At 64.6% G+C, this 16,628-nt stretch carries 17 protein-coding genes and 1 other RNA gene; 12 read left to right on the plus strand and 6 right to left on the minus strand.

Features of this window, described 5'->3' with window-relative positions:
• Nucleotide 1 precedes the first annotated feature (1 nt).
• Genes QP803_RS20355 through QP803_RS20365 form a run of 3 tightly spaced genes read left to right on the plus strand, consistent with a single transcriptional unit; the run spans nt 2 to nt 3,770 of the window.
• Entirely contained in the window at nt 2-1,075 is a 1,074-nt protein-coding gene (locus QP803_RS20355; RefSeq protein ID WP_284945293.1) for a microcin C ABC transporter permease YejB, read from the plus strand.
• Nucleotides 1,072-2,139, plus strand: coding sequence for an ABC transporter permease (locus tag QP803_RS20360; protein WP_284945295.1), 1,068 nt, complete (start codon nt 1,072-1,074; stop codon nt 2,137-2,139). Before QP803_RS20355 ends, QP803_RS20360 begins: the two co-directional genes overlap by 4 nt.
• Complete coding sequence (locus QP803_RS20365) at nt 2,136-3,770, plus strand: ABC transporter ATP-binding protein (protein WP_284945296.1); 1,635 nt, start codon at nt 2,136-2,138, stop codon at nt 3,768-3,770. The genes QP803_RS20360 and QP803_RS20365 overlap by 4 nt, the downstream gene beginning before the upstream one ends.
• Here the strand turns inward: QP803_RS20365 and QP803_RS20370 are convergent.
• A complete protein-coding gene (locus tag QP803_RS20370) occupies nt 3,767-5,662 on the minus strand; it encodes a potassium transporter Kup (protein ID WP_284945297.1) in 1,896 nt (631 codons plus the stop codon). The genes QP803_RS20365 and QP803_RS20370 overlap by 4 nt on opposite strands.
• Nucleotides 5,663-5,876: 214 nt before the next feature.
• Between QP803_RS20370 and rpsF the strand changes: the two genes are divergently transcribed.
• From rpsF to QP803_RS20395, 5 genes are all read left to right on the plus strand, one after another.
• The gene (gene rpsF, locus QP803_RS20375) at nt 5,877-6,362 is read left to right on the plus strand and encodes a 30S ribosomal protein S6 (protein WP_284945298.1); all 486 of its coding nucleotides are present in this window, start codon (nt 5,877-5,879) and stop codon (nt 6,360-6,362) included.
• A gap of 2 nt (nt 6,363-6,364) precedes the next feature.
• Entirely contained in the window at nt 6,365-6,640 is a 276-nt protein-coding gene (rpsR, locus tag QP803_RS20380) for a 30S ribosomal protein S18 (RefSeq protein ID WP_158806221.1), read from the plus strand.
• A 12-nt stretch (nt 6,641-6,652) separates the two neighbouring features.
• Nucleotides 6,653-7,219: a 50S ribosomal protein L9 gene (gene rplI, locus QP803_RS20385; protein WP_284945299.1), complete on the plus strand. Its 567-nt coding sequence runs from the start codon at nt 6,653-6,655 to the stop codon at nt 7,217-7,219.
• A gap of 314 nt (nt 7,220-7,533) precedes the next feature.
• Nucleotides 7,534-8,799 (plus strand): SAM-dependent methyltransferase, encoded by a 1,266-nt coding sequence (locus QP803_RS20390; protein ID WP_284945300.1) that lies wholly within the window; start codon nt 7,534-7,536, stop codon nt 8,797-8,799.
• Nucleotides 8,800-8,909: 110 nt separating this feature from the next.
• Nucleotides 8,910-10,277, plus strand: coding sequence for a phosphatase PAP2 family protein (locus QP803_RS20395; RefSeq protein WP_284945302.1), 1,368 nt, complete (start codon nt 8,910-8,912; stop codon nt 10,275-10,277).
• A 143-nt stretch (nt 10,278-10,420) separates the two neighbouring features.
• On the opposite strand, the gene QP803_RS20400 is transcribed toward QP803_RS20395, so the two are convergent.
• From QP803_RS20400 to QP803_RS20420, 5 genes are all read right to left on the minus strand, one after another.
• On the minus strand, nt 10,421-11,278 hold the full coding sequence (locus QP803_RS20400; RefSeq protein ID WP_284945303.1) for a glycosyltransferase family 2 protein: 858 nt from the start codon (nt 11,276-11,278) through the stop codon (nt 10,421-10,423).
• On the minus strand, nt 11,275-12,114 hold the full coding sequence (locus QP803_RS20405) for a TIGR00282 family metallophosphoesterase (RefSeq protein ID WP_284945304.1): 840 nt from the start codon (nt 12,112-12,114) through the stop codon (nt 11,275-11,277). Before QP803_RS20405 ends, QP803_RS20400 begins: the two co-directional genes overlap by 4 nt.
• 18 nt (nt 12,115-12,132) lie before the next feature.
• Complete coding sequence (locus QP803_RS20410) at nt 12,133-12,696, minus strand: 5-formyltetrahydrofolate cyclo-ligase (RefSeq protein WP_284945305.1); 564 nt, start codon at nt 12,694-12,696, stop codon at nt 12,133-12,135.
• A gap of 21 nt (nt 12,697-12,717) precedes the next feature.
• Nucleotides 12,718-12,875: non-coding RNA, 6S RNA (gene ssrS, locus QP803_RS20415), on the minus strand.
• A gap of 9 nt (nt 12,876-12,884) precedes the next feature.
• Nucleotides 12,885-13,205, minus strand: a complete 321-nt coding sequence (locus QP803_RS20420; RefSeq protein ID WP_284945306.1) for a cell division protein ZapA — start codon at nt 13,203-13,205, stop codon at nt 12,885-12,887.
• Between the two features lie 411 nt (nt 13,206-13,616).
• Here QP803_RS20420 and QP803_RS20425 point away from each other — a divergent pair, with 411 nt between their 5' ends.
• From QP803_RS20425 to QP803_RS20440, 4 genes are all read left to right on the plus strand, one after another.
• Nucleotides 13,617-13,961, plus strand: a complete 345-nt coding sequence (locus QP803_RS20425; RefSeq protein ID WP_284945307.1) for an HAD family hydrolase — start codon at nt 13,617-13,619, stop codon at nt 13,959-13,961.
• Nucleotides 13,962-14,042: 81 nt separating this feature from the next.
• Complete coding sequence (gene thiE / locus QP803_RS20430) at nt 14,043-14,690, plus strand: thiamine phosphate synthase (RefSeq protein ID WP_284945308.1); 648 nt, start codon at nt 14,043-14,045, stop codon at nt 14,688-14,690.
• Nucleotides 14,691-14,714: 24 nt separating this feature from the next.
• Complete coding sequence (locus QP803_RS20435; protein WP_284945309.1) at nt 14,715-15,773, plus strand: quinone-dependent dihydroorotate dehydrogenase; 1,059 nt, start codon at nt 14,715-14,717, stop codon at nt 15,771-15,773.
• A gap of 2 nt (nt 15,774-15,775) precedes the next feature.
• A complete protein-coding gene (locus QP803_RS20440; protein ID WP_284945310.1) occupies nt 15,776-16,621 on the plus strand; it encodes a TIGR01459 family HAD-type hydrolase in 846 nt (281 codons plus the stop codon).
• The last annotated feature ends 7 nt before the right edge of the window (nt 16,622-16,628 follow it).

The following is a 16,628-nucleotide window of genomic DNA, read 5'->3' on the forward strand; positions in this document are numbered from 1 at the left end:
GATGGCCGCCTATCTGCTGCGCCGCCTGCTGCTCATTATCCCGACGCTGTTCGGCATTATCGCCATCAACTTCTTCGTGGTGCAATTGGCGCCCGGCGGGCCGGTGGAACAGGCGATCGCCCAGCTCAAGGGCCATGGCGGCAGCATGGGGATGGGCGGCGCCGCCGCGTCTGAGGCTGCGATGCCGTCGGTCGGCCTCTATCGTGGTGAACAGGGGATAGACCCGCAGATGGTCGCGCAGATGCGCCATATGTTCGGCTTCGACAAACCGCCGCTCACCCGCTTCGGCCTCATGCTCAAGGGCTATCTGACCCTCAACCTCGGTCAAAGCTTCTTTCTCGGCCAGTCCGTCTGGTCGCTCATCCTGCAACGAATCCCCGTGAGTATTTCGCTCGGTCTGTGGTCGACATTGCTGATCTACCTGATCTCCATCCCCCTCGGCATCGCCAAGGCGACGCGGGACGGTAGTCGCTTCGATCTCGTCAGCAGCCTGATCGTGCTGATCGGCTACGCCATTCCCGGTTTCCTTTTTGCGATCCTGCTCATCGTGGTCTTTGCGGGCGGCACGGCCGTGCAATGGTTTCCGCTGCGCGGCCTGACCAGCGCCGGCTCGCAACACTGGCCCTGGCCACAGCGCGCGCTGGATTATGGCTGGCACATGGTGCTGCCCACGGTCGCGATGGTGGTGGGCGGCTTCGCGAGCCTGACGATGCTGACCAAGAACTGCTTCCTGGAGGAGATCGGGAAGCAATATGTGCTGACGGCCCGGGCCAAGGGCGCCAGCAATCAGCGCGTGCTGTATGGCCATATCTTTCGCAATGCCATGCTGCTGATCGTGGCGGGCTTCCCGGCCGCCTTCATCAGCATCCTGTTCACCTCGGCTTTGCTGATCGAGATCATTTTCTCGCTCAATGGCATGGGCCAGTTGGGATTCCAGGCGGCCCTGCAACGCGACTATCCGGTGATGTTCGGCACGCTGTACGTGTTCTCGCTGCTCGGCCTCGTCATGCAGATCGTCGGTGACATCCTGTATACGGTGGTCGATCCGCGCATCGACTTCGCCTCCCGCCGATGAGCGAGACGAATGCCATCATCACCCGGCAAAGGGTCTGGGTCTCGCCGCTCAATCGCCGGCGCCTGGCGGCATTCCGGGCGCATCGGCGCGGCTTTTACGCGCTCTGGATCTTCCTCGTGCTCTTCGGCATCAGCCTCTTCGCCGGTCTCGTCGCCAATGACCGGCCGCTGGTGGTGCGCTTCAACGGCCAGTATCTGTTTCCGATCCTGACAGACTATAGCGAGGATCGCTTCGGCGCAGACTTCATGCCGACCGAGGCCGATTATTCAGACCCCGACGTCGCCAAAGCCATTCGCGCCCATGGCTGGATGATCTGGCCGCTGATCCCGTTTTGCTACAACACGACGGTGACCAACCTCAATCACCCCGCACCCTCGCCGCCCAGTTGGCGGAACTGGCTTGGCACCGATGATCAGGCGCGAGACGTATTATCCCGCGTGATCTACGGCTTTCGCATTTCGGTGCTGTTCGGCTTCACGCTGACGGCGCTTGCCTCGACGATCGGCATCCTGGCCGGAGCGGTCCAGGGGTTTTACGGCGGCCTGACGGATCTGTTGTTTCAGCGGTTCATTGAAGTCTGGTCCGGCTTGCCGGATCTGTTCATGCTCATCATCCTGTCCTCGATCATCGCGCCGTCCTTTTGGGTGCTGCTGTTGTTTCTGCTGCTGTTCAACTGGATCAACCTGACCGGCGTGGTGCGCGCGGAATTCTTGCGCGGTCGCACGCTGGATTATGTGCGCGCGGCGCGGGCCTTGGGCGTGTCGGACATGGCGCTGATGCGCCGCCACATCCTGCCCAATGCCATGGTCGCGACCTTGACCTTCCTGCCCTTCACCCTGTCCGGTTCGGTGACCATTCTCGCGAGCCTGGATTTCCTCGGTTTCGGCCTGCCCCCGGGGTCGCCATCCCTGGGCGAATTGGTGTCCCAGGGGCGTGACAATCTTCAAGCCCCGTGGCTTGCCATCACAGCCTTCGCGGTCCTCGGCGGTCTTTTGATCCTGCTGATCTTCATCGGTGAGGCGGTGCGGGACGCCTTCAATCCACGAAAGACCGGTTTCCGATGAGTCTCGTTATCGTCGAAGGACTGACCGTCGCGTTCGGGGGCCGCCCCGTGGTGCAGGATGTGTCCTTCACCCTGGCGCGCGGCGAAACCCTGGCCCTCGTCGGCGAAAGCGGTTCGGGCAAGTCCCTCACTGCGCTGTCGCTGCTGCGGCTGTTGCCGCCCGGGGCCGATGTGATGGCCGGCCGCATCGAGATCGACGGCAAGGACGTGACGGCAATGCGCGAGCCGGAGCTGCGGCGCCTGCGCGGTGGCAAGGTCGGCATGATCTTCCAGGAGCCCATGACCAGCCTCAATCCCCTGCACCGGATTGGCCGCCAAGTGGCGGAGGCTGTGAAGCTGCACCATAAGGCGGGGATGAGCCGCGAGGCCTTGCGCGAGCGGGCGATCGCTTTGCTGGGCCAGGCAGGCTTCGCGGATGCTGAGCATCGGCTGGACGCTTTTCCGCATCAGCTTTCGGGCGGCCAGCGGCAGCGCGTGATGATCGCCATGGCCTTGGCCAACGATCCGCCGCTGCTGATTGCGGACGAGCCGACGACGGCGCTGGACGTGACGATCGAAGCCCAGATCCTGGCCTTGCTCGATGCGCAGAAAGCCGCCCATGGCCTGGGGCTGCTGCTGATTACCCATGACCTCGGTATCGTCCGCCAGCATGCCGATCGTGTCGCGGTGATGAAGGCGGGCCAGATCGTCGAGACCGGGACAGCGGCGGATGTCTTCGCGCATCCGACGCATCCGTACACGCGCATGCTGCTGGCGTCGGAGCCGAAAGGCGGTCCCGCACCGGTGCCCGTCGGCGCCAAGCCGGTGATCGCGGCGGATAAGCTCAGCGTACACTTCGCCATCCGGCGCGGCGTCATGCGCCGGTCCGTGGGCCATGTCGCGGCCGTCGATGGCGTGTCGGTGACGGTCCATGAGGGGGAGACGGTCGGGCTGGTGGGCGAAAGCGGGTCCGGCAAGACCAGCATGGGCTTCGCGATGCTGGGTCTGGAACAGGCGCAGGGCGATATCCGCTTCGGGGGCCAGAACATCGCGACGATGACTGAGCGCAAGCTGCGATCGATGCGTGGGGACATGCAGATCGTCTTCCAGGACCCGTATGGCAGCCTGTCCCCCCGCATGACGGTGGAGGAGATCGTCGCAGAGGGGTTGAAGGTCCATGCCAAGCATCTGACGCGCGCCGAGCGGCATGGGCGCGTGGTGGCGGCGCTGGAGGAGGTCGGGCTGACCGACACGGTGTTGGGGCGCTATCCGCATGAGTTCAGCGGCGGCCAGCGGCAGCGCATCGCCATCGCCCGCGCCATGGTGCTGCAGCCGCGTTTCATGGTGCTGGACGAGCCGACCAGCGCGCTAGACCGATCGGTGCAGACTCAGATCGTCGATCTGCTACGGCGGCTTCAGGCCAGCCACGGTCTCGCGTATTTGTTCATCAGCCATGACCTACGGATCGTGCGCGCGCTTGCGCATCGCATCATTGTGCTGCGCCGTGGCCGTGTGGTGGAGGAGGGGCCGGCTGAGGCGATCTTCGCCAATCCGCAGCAAGCCTATACCCGCGCGCTGATCGCGGCCGCCTTCGAGGGTCGCGCCATCGCAACGACGATCGAGGAGCCGGATGCGCCGGCTTTGGTGGATTAAATTGCGATGCGAACGCCGAGTTCCACCACCCGGTCGCTCGGGATACGGAAGAATTCGGTCGCGGCGACGGCGTTCCGCGACAGCACCAGGAAGATCCACAGCCGCCAGAAGGGCAGCTTCGGCACCAAGGCCGGCACGATCACCTCCCGGCCCAGGAAGTAGCTCGTCTGCATCGGGTCGAAGGGCACACCCACCACCCGCATCTCTTCCAACGCCCTGGGGATGTTCGGGCTTTCCTTGAAGCCGTAGCGCACCGTGACGCGATTGACCTGGGGCGCCAGCTCCTCAACCTCCACGCGCTCCGCTTCCGGCACCTCCGGCACATCGGCGGTCTGCACGGTCACGAGGAAGACCCGCTCATGCAGCACCTTATTATGCTTGAGGTTATGGAGCAGCGCATTGGGCACATAGGCGCCATTGCCGGTGAGGAAGACGGCGGTGCCGGGCACACGGATGATGCGCGAGGCCGGCAGCCGGGCGAGGAAGGAGTTGAGCGGCAGGCTATCTTGCTTCCAGCGCTGCAGCATCAGCTCCCGCCCGCGCTTCCACGACGTCATGATCGCCATCAGCACCAGGCCCACGGCCAGCGGTACCCAGCCGCCTTCCGGCACCTTGAGCAGGTTGGAGGTGAAGAACAGCAGGTCGAGGATCAAGAGCGAACCGAAAACGCAGAGCGTCGCGGCGCGGGACCATTTGAACTGCCGGCGAAACACCAAAGCGGAGAGCAGCGTGGTGCAGGTGAAGGTGCCGGTGACGGCGACGCCGTAGGCGGAGGCCAGGGCCGCGCTGCTGCGGAAGGACAGCACAAGCAGCAATACGCCGATCAGAATGATCGTATTGACCTGCGGCAGGTAGATCTGCCCTTCCTCGGTCTCGCTGGTATGGCGCACGATCATGCGCGGAATGAAGCCGAGCTGCACGCATTGTCGGGCGACCGAATAGGCGCCCGAAATCATTGCTTGGCTGGCAATGACCGTCGCGGCGGTGGCCAGGATCACCAGCGGCAGTCGCAGCCAGAGCGGCGCCAGAAGGAAGAACGGATTGTCCAGCGCGTCCGGGTCTCGCAGGATCAGTGCCCCTTGGCCGAAGTAATTCAGGACCAGGCAGGGCAGCACGAAGAAAGTCCAGGACCGCTGGATCGGCCGACGCCCGAAATGGCCCATATCCGCATAGAGGGCCTCGGCGCCGGTCACGGCGAGCACGACCGAGCCCAGGGTGACGAAGGTCACCAGGCCATGATGGGCCGCGAAGATCACGATATAGCTGGGGGACAGGGCCCGCAGGACCGATGGGTTATGAACGATCTGCGTGACGCCGAGCAGGCCGATCGTCAGGAAGAAGACCGCCATGACGGGACCGAAGATGCGGCCGATGGTCGCGGTGCCGCGATACTGAAAGGCAAACAGCAGGCCGATCACCAGCACCGACAGCGGCAGCACGGCTGGCTTGAATATCGGCGCGGTGACTTCCAGACCCTCCACCGCCGAGAGTACCGAAATGGCAGGGGTGATCATGCCATCGCCGAAGAACAGGCAGGCGCCGATGATGGCGATCATGGCGACAGCCGAGGCGACCTTGGGCCGTCGTGTCACCCGCTGCGCCAGCACCATCATGGTCAGGATGCCGCCTTCGCCGTGATTGTCGGCGCGCATCACGAAGGTGACGTATTTGACGGTCACGACCAGGATCAGCGACCAGAAGATCATCGACAGGATGCCGAGGACGGTGTCCTCGGTCATGCCGGCCTTGCCAAAAAACGTCAGGCAGGTGCTCAGGGCATAGAGCGGGCTGGTGCCGATGTCACCGTATACGATGCCGAGCACGCCCAGCAACAAAGCAGGGGTGACGGTATCCCGCGCGTGGGTCGGTGCAACGGCGGTCGATGTGCTCATGAATGGCGCCAGCCTTACGACGGGATTACCGGAAAACGCAAGCATGACCGGGTGATAGTGCGTCGTTGCAGATCAGGATTGCCTTGCGAAATGAAGCGAGATCTGCGCCTTTGCGCGCTCCCTGCCGGGGCGAAGGCATCGCTCCCGGCTGTGCTTGGCTGCGTCCGGAGTCCCGGAGCCGCAATTCCAGGCCGATACATCCGGAGGGAAAAGCATGCCATTATACGAATGCGTCGTGATTGGACGCAGTGAGATTACGCAGCAGCAGGTCGATACCATCGCCGACACGGTCGTCGCCCAGATCGAGGCCGATGGTGCCACGGTCCGCAAGCGCGAATATTGGGGCCTGCGCAGCCTCGCCTACCGGATCAAGAAGAACCGGAAGGGCCATTACCTGCTCCTCGGCCTCGAAATCGAGCCCAAGGTGCTGAACGAGATGGAGCGCCAGCTTCGCCTCAATGAAGATGTGCTGCGCTTCCTGACCATCCGCGTCGAAGAGATCGACGATGTCCCCTCCGCCGTTCTGGCGCGTAAGGCTGACGATCGTGGCTTCCGTGGGCCGAAGCCCGCGGGTCGCTTCGACAGTGGCCGCCGCCGCTATGACGATCGTGAGGAATTCCGCGCCCGTGAGGATTTCCGCCCCGGCCGGGATGATGATGATGGCGACGGGCGTATGCGCCCGATGCCGGAGGAGATGTAATTATGTCAGACTCGACAGACGTTAATCCCGCCGCGCGCCGCGCGGCCGTTGGCGCTCGCCGCCCCTTCTACCGTCGCAAGAAGTCCTGCCCCTTCTCCGGCCCGAACGCGCCGAAGATCGACTATAAGGACGTGCGTCTGCTGTCCCGCTTCCTGAGCGAGCGCGGCAAGATCGTGCCGTCGCGCATCACGGCAGTGTCGGCGCTCAAGCAGCGTGAGTTGGCGCGCGCCATCAAGCGCGCCCGCTTCCTGGCGCTGCTCCCCTACGTTCTGCACTAAGGGAGACGGATCATGGCAGCCATTGAACTTATCCTGCTCCAGCGCGTTGAGAAGCTTGGGCAGATGGGCGACCGGGTTAAGGTGAAGCCGGGCTATGCCCGCAACTTCCTCCTCCCGCAGAAGAAGGCGCTCCGCGCCACGAAAGAGAATAACGCCCGCTTCGAGACGGAGCGTGTGGTGCTTGAGGCGCAAAACCTGAAGCGTCGCGAGGAGGCCGAGAGCGTGGCCGCGCGCGTGCAGGGCTTGAGCGTGACGCTCATTCGCCAGGCGGGCGATTCGGGCAGCCTCTATGGCTCCGTGTCCAACCGCGACATCGCGGACGGCGCGACCGCCGGCGGGTTGGTGATCAACCGCAGCCAAGTCGAGCTTGATCACCCGATCAAGACGCTGGGCGTGCGGATGGTGCGCGTCGTTCTCCACCCGGAAGTCGTTATCCAGGTGGCGGTGAACGTGGCGCGCAGCCCCGAGGAAGCTGAGAAGCAGGGTCGCGGCGAAGCCGTCGGCCGTGCCGCCGGCGAAGATGCCGACCCGACTGCCGAGGAACTCGGCTTCGATGACGAGACCGAAGCGGCCGCCTGATCGGCGGATTCGGACGCCTTTTAGCCTAGTTTCCACACGTCATCCACCGACTTGATCGGTGGATCCATGGGCGTCCATGGATCCACGCATCACGTGCGCGGATGACGAAGGTGGATTGAGGTGCTTCATCAAAAAGCCGGCAGATCTCAGGGTCTGCCGGCTTCTTGCTGTCTTGGGTCCGCCAAACCCGACGATGACCAGACCCGGCGGCAGGATTACTTGCCAGTTTCGTTCGAGCGGATTATCGATTTGGTAATGTTGGATGCGCGGCACGATTTCGGCACCGGCCGACGGCTTCTGAGACGAGAGTGACAATGCGACAGATATTTGATCGCCTTCTGACACGCATCATTCGCCAGGGTGGCCTGACCGTCATTTGGCCGAACGGCACCCAAACCAGTTACGGCACCGCCAAGCGCCCAGGCGGCGGCTCCGTCGACGGCGCCTGCACCATCCAAATCACCGACGACAAGACCGTTCGCGCCATCGTCATGAATCCCGGCCTTGGGGTCGGCGAAGCCTATATGGACCAGACGCTGGTGCCGCAGGGTTGTAGCATCTACCAGGTGCTGGAAGTTCTGCTCTCCAACCTTCAGCTCGCCGGCATGGGTGCGGTGCCGATGATGCAAGGCCGCATGGTGCTCGGCACCATGGTGCGCCGCCTTCGCCAGTTGAATTCCGCCGTCAAGTCGCGGCGCAATGTGGCCCATCACTACGATCTCAGCGGCCGCCTCTACAGCCTGTTCCTGGATCGCGACCGCCAATATTCCTGCGCCTATTTCCCCAAGGGCGACGAAACCCTGGAGGAGGCGCAGCTCGCCAAGAAGCATCACATCGCCGCCAAGCTGAAGCTGGATCGCCCCGATCTCACTGTGCTCGACATCGGCTGCGGTTGGGGCGGCATGGCCCTGACACTGGCGCGCGACTATGGCGCGCGCGTCACGGGCATCACGCTGTCCACCGAACAGCTGGCCGAAGCGCGGGCGCGGGCGGAAGCCGAAGGTCTGTCTGACCGCGTGCGGTTTGAGTTGATGGACTATCGGTCCATGAACGAGAGCTTCGATCGCGTCGTCTCGGTCGGCATGTTTGAGCATGTCGGCATCAATCATTACGCCGCCTTCTTCAAGGTGGTGAAGCGCGCCCTGAAACCCGATGGCGTGGCCCTGATCCACACCATCGGCCGCACCGATGGTCCCGGCACCACCAATGCCTGGATCGCCAAATACATCTTCCCCGGCGGCTATTCCCCGGCGCTGTCGGAAATGATGCTCCCCATTGAGCGCTCGGGGCTGATCGCGACGGATGTCGAGGTCCTGCGGCTGCATTACGCCGAGACGCTGCGGCATTGGCGGCGGCGTTTCGCGGCCAACCGCGACGCCATCCAGGCGCTGTATGACGAGCGCTTCTGCCGGATGTTCGAGTTTTACCTGGCCGGCTCCGAACTCGCCTTCCGCTATCAGGAACACGTCAATTTCCAGGTGCAGCTCACCCGGCAACAGACGGCAGCGCCGCTGACGCGCGACTATATTACTGATACCGATCGCGAGATGGCGAAGACCAAGAACAACGTTCACGCTTGAACGACGTCGCGGAAAGATGTTTCCGTGACACAGCCACAGTTTCGACCTCTGGCCCTCCATTCGGGGTTCTGGAACAGGTAAGCCGGGGCTCTGCCAGATCGGAGTTCACCATGCGCCTGCCAAACCGCCCTTCCCTGTGCGCGATCCTTGCCATCGCGGCCGTGTCGCCGGGTGCCGCCTTTGCGCAAACGGCGACCAATCTCGAAGCTCTGCGGGGCCTCGTTCCGGTCAGTGTCCTGGGCGCGACAACCGCCGGAAAAGCCGCTCTCGCGAGCGATGAAAGCGTCACGGCCGCCATTCAGGATGGGAGCGCCAAGCAGCCGACCTTGCTGCCCTTTGTGCAGCAGCAGCAACAGGCGCTGCGGGATGCCTTCATCACGAGTGGCAACGGCACCGAGCTGGCAGACGGACTGGGCTCGCGTCTTGGCGGCGTCTATCAGTCGCTCACGGCCTATAGCAGCCCCGATGACGGCACCACGAAGACCTTCAAGAATGTTGCGCCGAGCGTCGCCAATCTCTTCGCCTATACGAGTGGTTTGACGTCATCCGATGCGGGCTCGGGCAAGTTCTTCTTCTCGAACGGCACGATGAACGGCAAGAAGCCGGTCTCCGCCGCGGCCACGGCGATCATGACCGCCGCAGGCGGTGTTACGGATATCTTCGGCAGCTCCACCGGCCATCCGATCGGCAGCAGCGGCGCCGATCCTTTCGGGGATTCTCGCCCCTTCCAGACCGAACCGAGCCTGACACCCATCAAGGGGCCGGACTTCTTCGGCGTCATGGCGACCAACCACGATTACTTGTACGGCCCGATCCAGAACCTGACGACCAATCCGTCTTTCCCGAGCGGCCACACGACCTATGGCTATACCGAATCGCTCGTGCTCGCCTTCATGGTGCCGACGCGGTACTCCCAGCAGATCACGCGTGCGGCGGAATACGGCAATGACCGCATCGTCCTTGGCGCGCATTACGCCATGGACGTCATCGCGGGGCGAACCCTCGCTTTGCACGATGTCGCGCAGATGCTTGCCAATAAGCCCGATTATGTCGATGCGACTTTAAAGGGCTCCAAGCCGATCGCCGATTATCCGGCGGCGGTGACGGCGGCGCGGGCCGATTTCGATGCCGCTCTGCAGCCTGGATGCAAGATGGCCGTGCCGGCCTGCGCATCCGAGGATACCGGCCGCTTTGCCAATCCGGCCGCGAACGAGGCCTTCTATGAGTCGACGCAGACCTATGGCCTGCCCGTCGTCTATCCGAAGACGGCCGCGATGGTCGAGGATGTTGGCAAGATCGCGCCTGAGGCGGGCTATCTGCTGACGATCGCCTTTCCGTCCCTGACGCTGTCGCAGGCGGATGACATTCTGACCGCGACCGAGGGGCCGGGCGGTGGATTCCTGGATAACGGCTCGGCGTTTGGTTTGTATTCGCGGTTGGATTTGTTCAAGGCCGTGCAGAAAGCGGCGGCGCCGTAAATCGCTCCAATTTCATCGTGACCCGCGCACTTGATGCGCGGGCCTACCCGGTGCGGCACCCACATATGGTCAGGGCGCCGCCGCGGGTAGGTGCGCGGGTCAAGCCCGCGCATGACGGTTTGGGTTGGGTTACGCCAGTCGCTTCAAAACCGGCCGTGAAACCGGGCCGGGAGCGGCAAAAGCGCCTCGCTGACGATGTTCAGCTTGATCTTGTAGGTCTCTGTTTCCCGTCCGGCCTGGCTCTCGACCACATCGCGCAGCAGGGACGCCAAAGGCTCCTTGCGCGCATCCAAATCCGTCACCTTGGATTTCGGTCGTTTCGCGGTTCGACGGACGATGTCGAGCCAACCTTCGTCCGTCACCCGTTGATGCCGACCGATATAGTCGAAGGCCCAGGGCATTTGTCGCGTGCGCGCGAGGCGATTCAGGCCGCGCGTGACATCGAAATAGCGCAGGTGAAACAGATAGAGGTGATCGAAAGCGACCGGGGATTCGGTGCTGTGAAAGCCCGGTGACCAGGTGGCAGGTTCGCGGATCATCGATGCCTTGCATAGGCCCGAGCTGAACCAGACCCAGTCCCGCTGAAGGCTGATGGGACGCCCGATGTCGATCGCGGGCTGGCTCTCGGCCAGATGCCACACCTCCAAGCCGATGGCGGTCATCACCGGCCCCGTCATGGCGCGCGCGCAGTCCGCCAGATTGCGGTGATAACGGGGATCGGCGACCAGGAACTCATCGACATCGACATAGATGACGACGTCATAGGATGTCAGAAGTTCAGCGCAGAGGCGTGAGATCATCCCGGCGCGCCACGCATCATCCTGTGGGCTGCGGGGAATGCGAACGACTTTGACTGGATCGAGCCCGTCGGTTGTGCCGTCATCCGAGCCGTGATCGATGACGAAGCAATTCTCCGCCCCGACCTGGGCGCCGTAATGACGGCACCAGAGGTCGATGTAATCGACCTCGTTATAGACCATCGTGACGGCGGCGAGCCTCATTCCAGCAACGCCGGCGCCTGTTCAAGGATCGGGAAGGTTGGAGAAAGCCTGCCACCTTGGCGGAGCGGCGCGATGGTGCGGGCGAGGCCGGTGGTGTCGTCGGTTTCCAGGAAGACCCCCGAAATCGTCACATCGCCCTCCGCCGGTTGCAGTCGTTCGCCCGGCATCTTGCGCCAGAAGCGTTCCGCCGCAGCTTCCTTAGCCATGCCGATGACGCTGTCATAGGACCCGCACATCCCGGCATCGGTCATATAGCCAGTACCCTTCTTCAGGATTTGGTGATCGGCGGTCGGCACATGGGTATGGGTGCCGACGACGAGGGACAGCCGACCGTCAAACGAATGCGCGAAGGCCTGCTTCTCGCTGGTGGCTTCGGCGTGGAAATCGACCACCGCCGCCTGGACCCCGGCGCCGAGCTTGTGGCGGCTGAGCACCTCCTCCGTCGCGCGAAAGGGGCAATCCAGCGCCTCCATGAACAGTCGGCCCATGGCGTTTATCACCAAGGCCCGCCTGCCATCCGCGAGCGTCAGCAGAACGCTGCCGGCGCCGGGTGTGCCGGTAGGAAAGTTGATCGGCCGGATCACGCGCTTTTCGGAGGCGATGAAGGGGATGATCTCGCGCCTGTCCCAGGCGTGGTTGCCCAGGGTCAGGACATCGGCCCCCGCCTCGAACAGTGTGCGCGCCATGTCGGGGGCGAGGCCGAAGCCATGCGAGGCATTCTCGGCATTGACGATCGCGAGGTCGAGCCGCAGGCGACGGCGAAGATCGGGCAAGGCGGCTGCCACGGCATCGCGGCCGGCGCGGCCGACGAGGTCGCCGAGGAAAAGGATGCGCATCGGGTTCCGTTCAGGGATTTAGGGAGGGGCAGGCACGGCGAAGGGTCGCACGCCATCCTCGGTCGCGATGGCATGCAGCCTTTGGTCGTACGGGCCGATCGGCACGCTGTCCAGTTCTTGGGCCGCGAAGGCGCAGCCGATGCGGGTGGCGTCAGGCAAGGCCGCGATCGTCCGGTCATAGAAACCGCCGCCATAGCCGAGCCGATTGCCCGCAGTGTCGAAGGCGAGCAGTGGGATCAGTAGCACATCGGGCACCACCGCCTCCCCATCTGGATGGCGGGTGCCGAAGCGGCCTGCCAGCAGTGGCGTGCCCGGCGCCCAGAGGCGAAAGATCAGGGCTTCGCCGCGCTTGCCGGTGACCGGCAGGGCAATGGCATTGCCGCGGTCGTGCAACGCGTGGAGCAGGGGCCTGATATCGATTTCCCCGTCGAGAGGCCAGAAGCCTGCGACGATCGCGCCGGGCGGGAGCGTCCAATCACGGAGGAAGTGGTGGCTGAGGGCGGCGCCGAGCGACGGGCTCAAGCCCGCGCGTCGGTCGAGCATGACCCGTCTCGCCTGAGCCTTGAGGTGATCGATGGTCATGGATGTATCGAAATGGAAATGTGCGGAGCCACCAAAGCCGGTGGCGTTCTCATCCTCCCAGAGCCTGCTTGTGCAGGTGGGCGCCAGGTACTGTGACCAGGGTCACAGCAGAGCCAGCTCCCAAGGGAGATGCTTATCGGCCCTGGGGATGTGGTACCTGTCGAACCCAGCAGCTCCGCATCTCCTATTTAGGCACGTTCGAGGGCGGCTGCAATCTCTTCCGCCTTGTCGGCCAGGCGGCGCACCGTCGCTTCGAAGACCGGATCGATGGTGGGCGCCGCTGGCTCAGGCCGTGGGGCCGGTGCGGCAGCTTCCGTATCGTGCAGCTCATCCGCCAGCAGGAGGGCAGCCAGCATCAGCAAGCGGGCTTCGCCGGTCTGGCCGAGGGTCTTGATGCTGTCAATGCGGCTCTGAACGGCGGAGCCCATTGCTTCGAGATGGCGTTCCTGCCCGTCCTCGCAGCCGACGAGGTAGGAGTAGCCGTTAATCCGTAACGTGACCTGTGCCATGGCAGCCTCCTAACGCTCTTGCTCGCATATGGGGGAGGTCACGCAGACCGGGAGGTTCCGAGCGCTGTCCTGAGACCGCCGATGAGATCATCGATCTTCGTCGCGATTTCGGCACGGACTGGCTGTTCGGGGGTTACATCGTCCGAAGCGGCATCCTGGTGTGTGGAGAGAGGCCGAGGCTTCGCGACGTGAGCAGCGATCCGGTTGAGTGCCGATTCCAGTCGGCGCAAGGCCGCGCTGGTGTCCCCGTTTTCCGCCATAGGCCTCTATACTACCGTCGCTGTAACTTGACTGTATCCATGAGCACAGGTCGGGGGAATAAGGTCAAGGATTTCAGGTCATGATGGGGCGTGCATGATGGGCTGGTCGCCGTTGGTCATCATCCACAGTGCCGAGGACGCCCGGCGCGCGTTGGCCGTGGGACTGCCGGTGACCCTCGGCTCGGCGCCGGGCGCGGCGCTTTATGCGGGCGCCGGCTGGTGGTGCGCCCTGATGCGGCAGATGCGCGACGCGCATCCCGACCGCGTTTTCAACGACATTTTGGATTGTGGCGATGCGCCGGGTCGGGCGGCCGAAGCACTGCGGCGCGGTGCCCGCACGCTGGTGCTGGCCGATGCGCCGCCGGCGATGGCGGACGCGGTCGGGCGCCTCGCGGTGGCGTATGGCGCGAGGGTGCTGCCCGCCATGCCGCCGGCGCTGGACCTGGCACAGCATGGCTCCGCGCGCCGGCTGGTGGCCTGGCTCGCCCCGGAGTGACCCCGGAGTGACAAGGGGAGCAGTATTCGGTAGTCCTGCGCCGCACTCGCCACTCCGTTTTACAGTCAGGACAGCGTTCCGATGCAGGCGTGCAGGCTCTACCTCGTCACGCCACCGCGTCTCGACCTTTCGTCATTCCCCGATATCGTCGCGGCGGCGTTGGACGCCGGCGATGTGGGGGCCTTTCAGCTTCGCCTGAAGGACGCCGATGACGACACCATCCGCCGGGCGATCGATGCCTTGCGGCCCATCGTGCAAGCGCGGGACGTGGCTTTCCTGCTCAACGACCGCCCCGATCTCGCCGTCGCGACAGGCTGTGACGGTGCCCATGTCGGGCAGGAGGATATGGCCGTGCGCGAAGCGCGCCGCATCCTCGGGCAGAAGCTGACCCTCGGGGTTTCCTGCCATGGCAGCCGCGAACTCGCGATGACAGGCGGGGAGGCGGGGGCGGATTACGTGGCCTTCGGTGCCTTCTTCCCCTCCGGCACCAAGACCGAGGCCGAGGTCGAAGCGGCGCCGGATGTGCTGACCTGGTGGACGGATGTCATGGAACTGCCCGCCGTCGCGATCGGCGGGATTACCCCCGCGAATTGCGCACCCCTGGTGCAGGCCGGGGCTGATTTCCTGGCCGTGGTCAGCGCCGTCTGGGATCATCCGCAGGGCCCGGCCGCCGGCGTGCGGGCGATGAATGCGGCGATCGCCGAAGCCGCTGTGGCTGACGAGACATAAACATATCTATATGATTGATTGCCAATGGCACCCCTGACCGCTCTCGCGATGCCCATCCTGCGGCGGTTGGAGGCTGAGCGCGCGCATCGCCTGGCAATGATCGGCATTCGCCTGGGCCTCGCCACCGAAAACCGGAAGGCGGAGCCGAAATCCCTCGCCACGACGGTTGCGGGCATGGAGTTCAAGAACCCGATCGGCCTCGCCGCCGGCTTCGACAAGAACGCTGTCGGCCTGAGGGCGCTGATGCGCATGGGCTTTGGTTTCGTCGAGGCCGGTACCGTCACGTTGCGGCCTCAGCCCGGCAATCCGCATCCGCGCCTGTTCCGGCTGCCCGAGGATGGCGCCGTCATCAACCGCATGGGCTTCAACAATGCGGGCGTCGAACCCTTCGCCAAGCGGCTCAATACGCGGCGCGTGGTGCCGGTCGGCGCCAATCTCGGCCTCAACAAGGAGGGCGGTGATGCCGAGCGGGACTATGCCGCCCTGCTCACGCTGGTGGCACCGGTGGCCGATTATGTCGTGGTCAACGTTTCTTCCCCCAATACGCCGGGCTTGCGCGATCTTCAGGGTGAAGCGCGCCTGCGGGCGATCTTGGATGCCATGCGCGTGGCGGTGCCAGACGCGCCGCCCATCTTCGTCAAGCTCGCGCCCGACCTGTCCGACGCAGGGTTGGAGGCGGTGGTGGAGGCCGCCCTCGATGCCGGGATCGCGGGCCTGATCCTGACCAACACCACCCTCTCCCGCCCGCCCACCCTGCGCGGCGCGGCGGCCGGCGAGACCGGTGGCCTGTCGGGTCGGCCGCTGTTCCAGCTTTCGACCGCCATGCTGGCCCGCGCCTATTTGCTGACACGCGGGCGATTGGCGCTGATCGGTGTCGGCGGCGTCACCACCGGCGAGGAGGCGTTGACCAAGATCCGTGCCGGCGCCGACCTCGTGCAGATCTACACCGCCTTCACCTATGAAGGTCCGGCGGTGATCGCCCGCATCAAGCGTGATCTGGCCCAGCTGCTCAAAGCCGAGGGCATGACTCGGGTGTCGCAAGCCGTTGGCACCGATGCGGCACGACTGGCGAAAGGGACGTGACGATGCGGCACCTGTCGGGGCTGGCGCCCATCACGGACGATTATGATGGCTTCATCCTCGACCTATGGGGCGTCATCCATGACGGCGTGAAGCTCTATCCCGATGCGCTGGACACGCTGCAGCGGCTGCGTGCCGAGGGCAAGCGCATCGTCATGCTGTCCAACGCGCCGCGTCGCGCATCGATGGTGATCGCGTCGCTGACCCGCTTTGGCATCGGCCGGGATTTGTATGACGACGTCATGACCAGCGGCGAATCTGTGTGGGACGCGCTGCGGACGCGTGAGGATCCCTGGTTCGCGGCGCTCGGCCGCCGCGCCTTCTGGCTGGGTCCGGCACGCGACCTGCCGCTGTTGGAGGGGCTGGATCTCGAGCTGGCCTATAACCCTTCGGACGCCGATTTCGTGTTGAACATCGGTGCGGATGAGGCGGTGAGCGACCGCGACATCACGCCGCATCTGCCGGCGCTGGAGGCGTGCAAGCGGGCCGGTCTGCCGATGGTCTGCGCCAATCCCGACCTGATCATCGTGCGGGACCGGGTGCGCATCCTCTGCGCCGGCGCCTTGGCCCAGGTCTATGCCGAAATGGGCGGCGAATTCCGCCAGCGCGGCAAGCCGGATGCCGCCGTCTATGGTCCAGTGCTGGATATGCTGGCCGTGCCGCCGGCGCGCGTGCTGGCCGTGGGCGATGCCCTGCGCACGGATATTGCCGGTGCGGCCGCCGTAGGTCTCGACTCCTGCTGGGTGCTGGACGGAATCCACGACCTCGTCGGGCATTATGACCTGGCCGAGGCGGAGGCCGCCGCCGCCGGCCTCGCCCCCGTCGCGACGCTGCCCCGCTTCGTCTGGTGATTCGTGT

Origin of the sequence: Acidisoma sp. PAMC 29798 (genome assembly GCF_030252425.1) — a bacterium.
In the GTDB taxonomy this organism is placed as follows: Bacteria; Pseudomonadota; Alphaproteobacteria; order Acetobacterales; family Acetobacteraceae; genus Acidisoma; species Acidisoma cladoniae.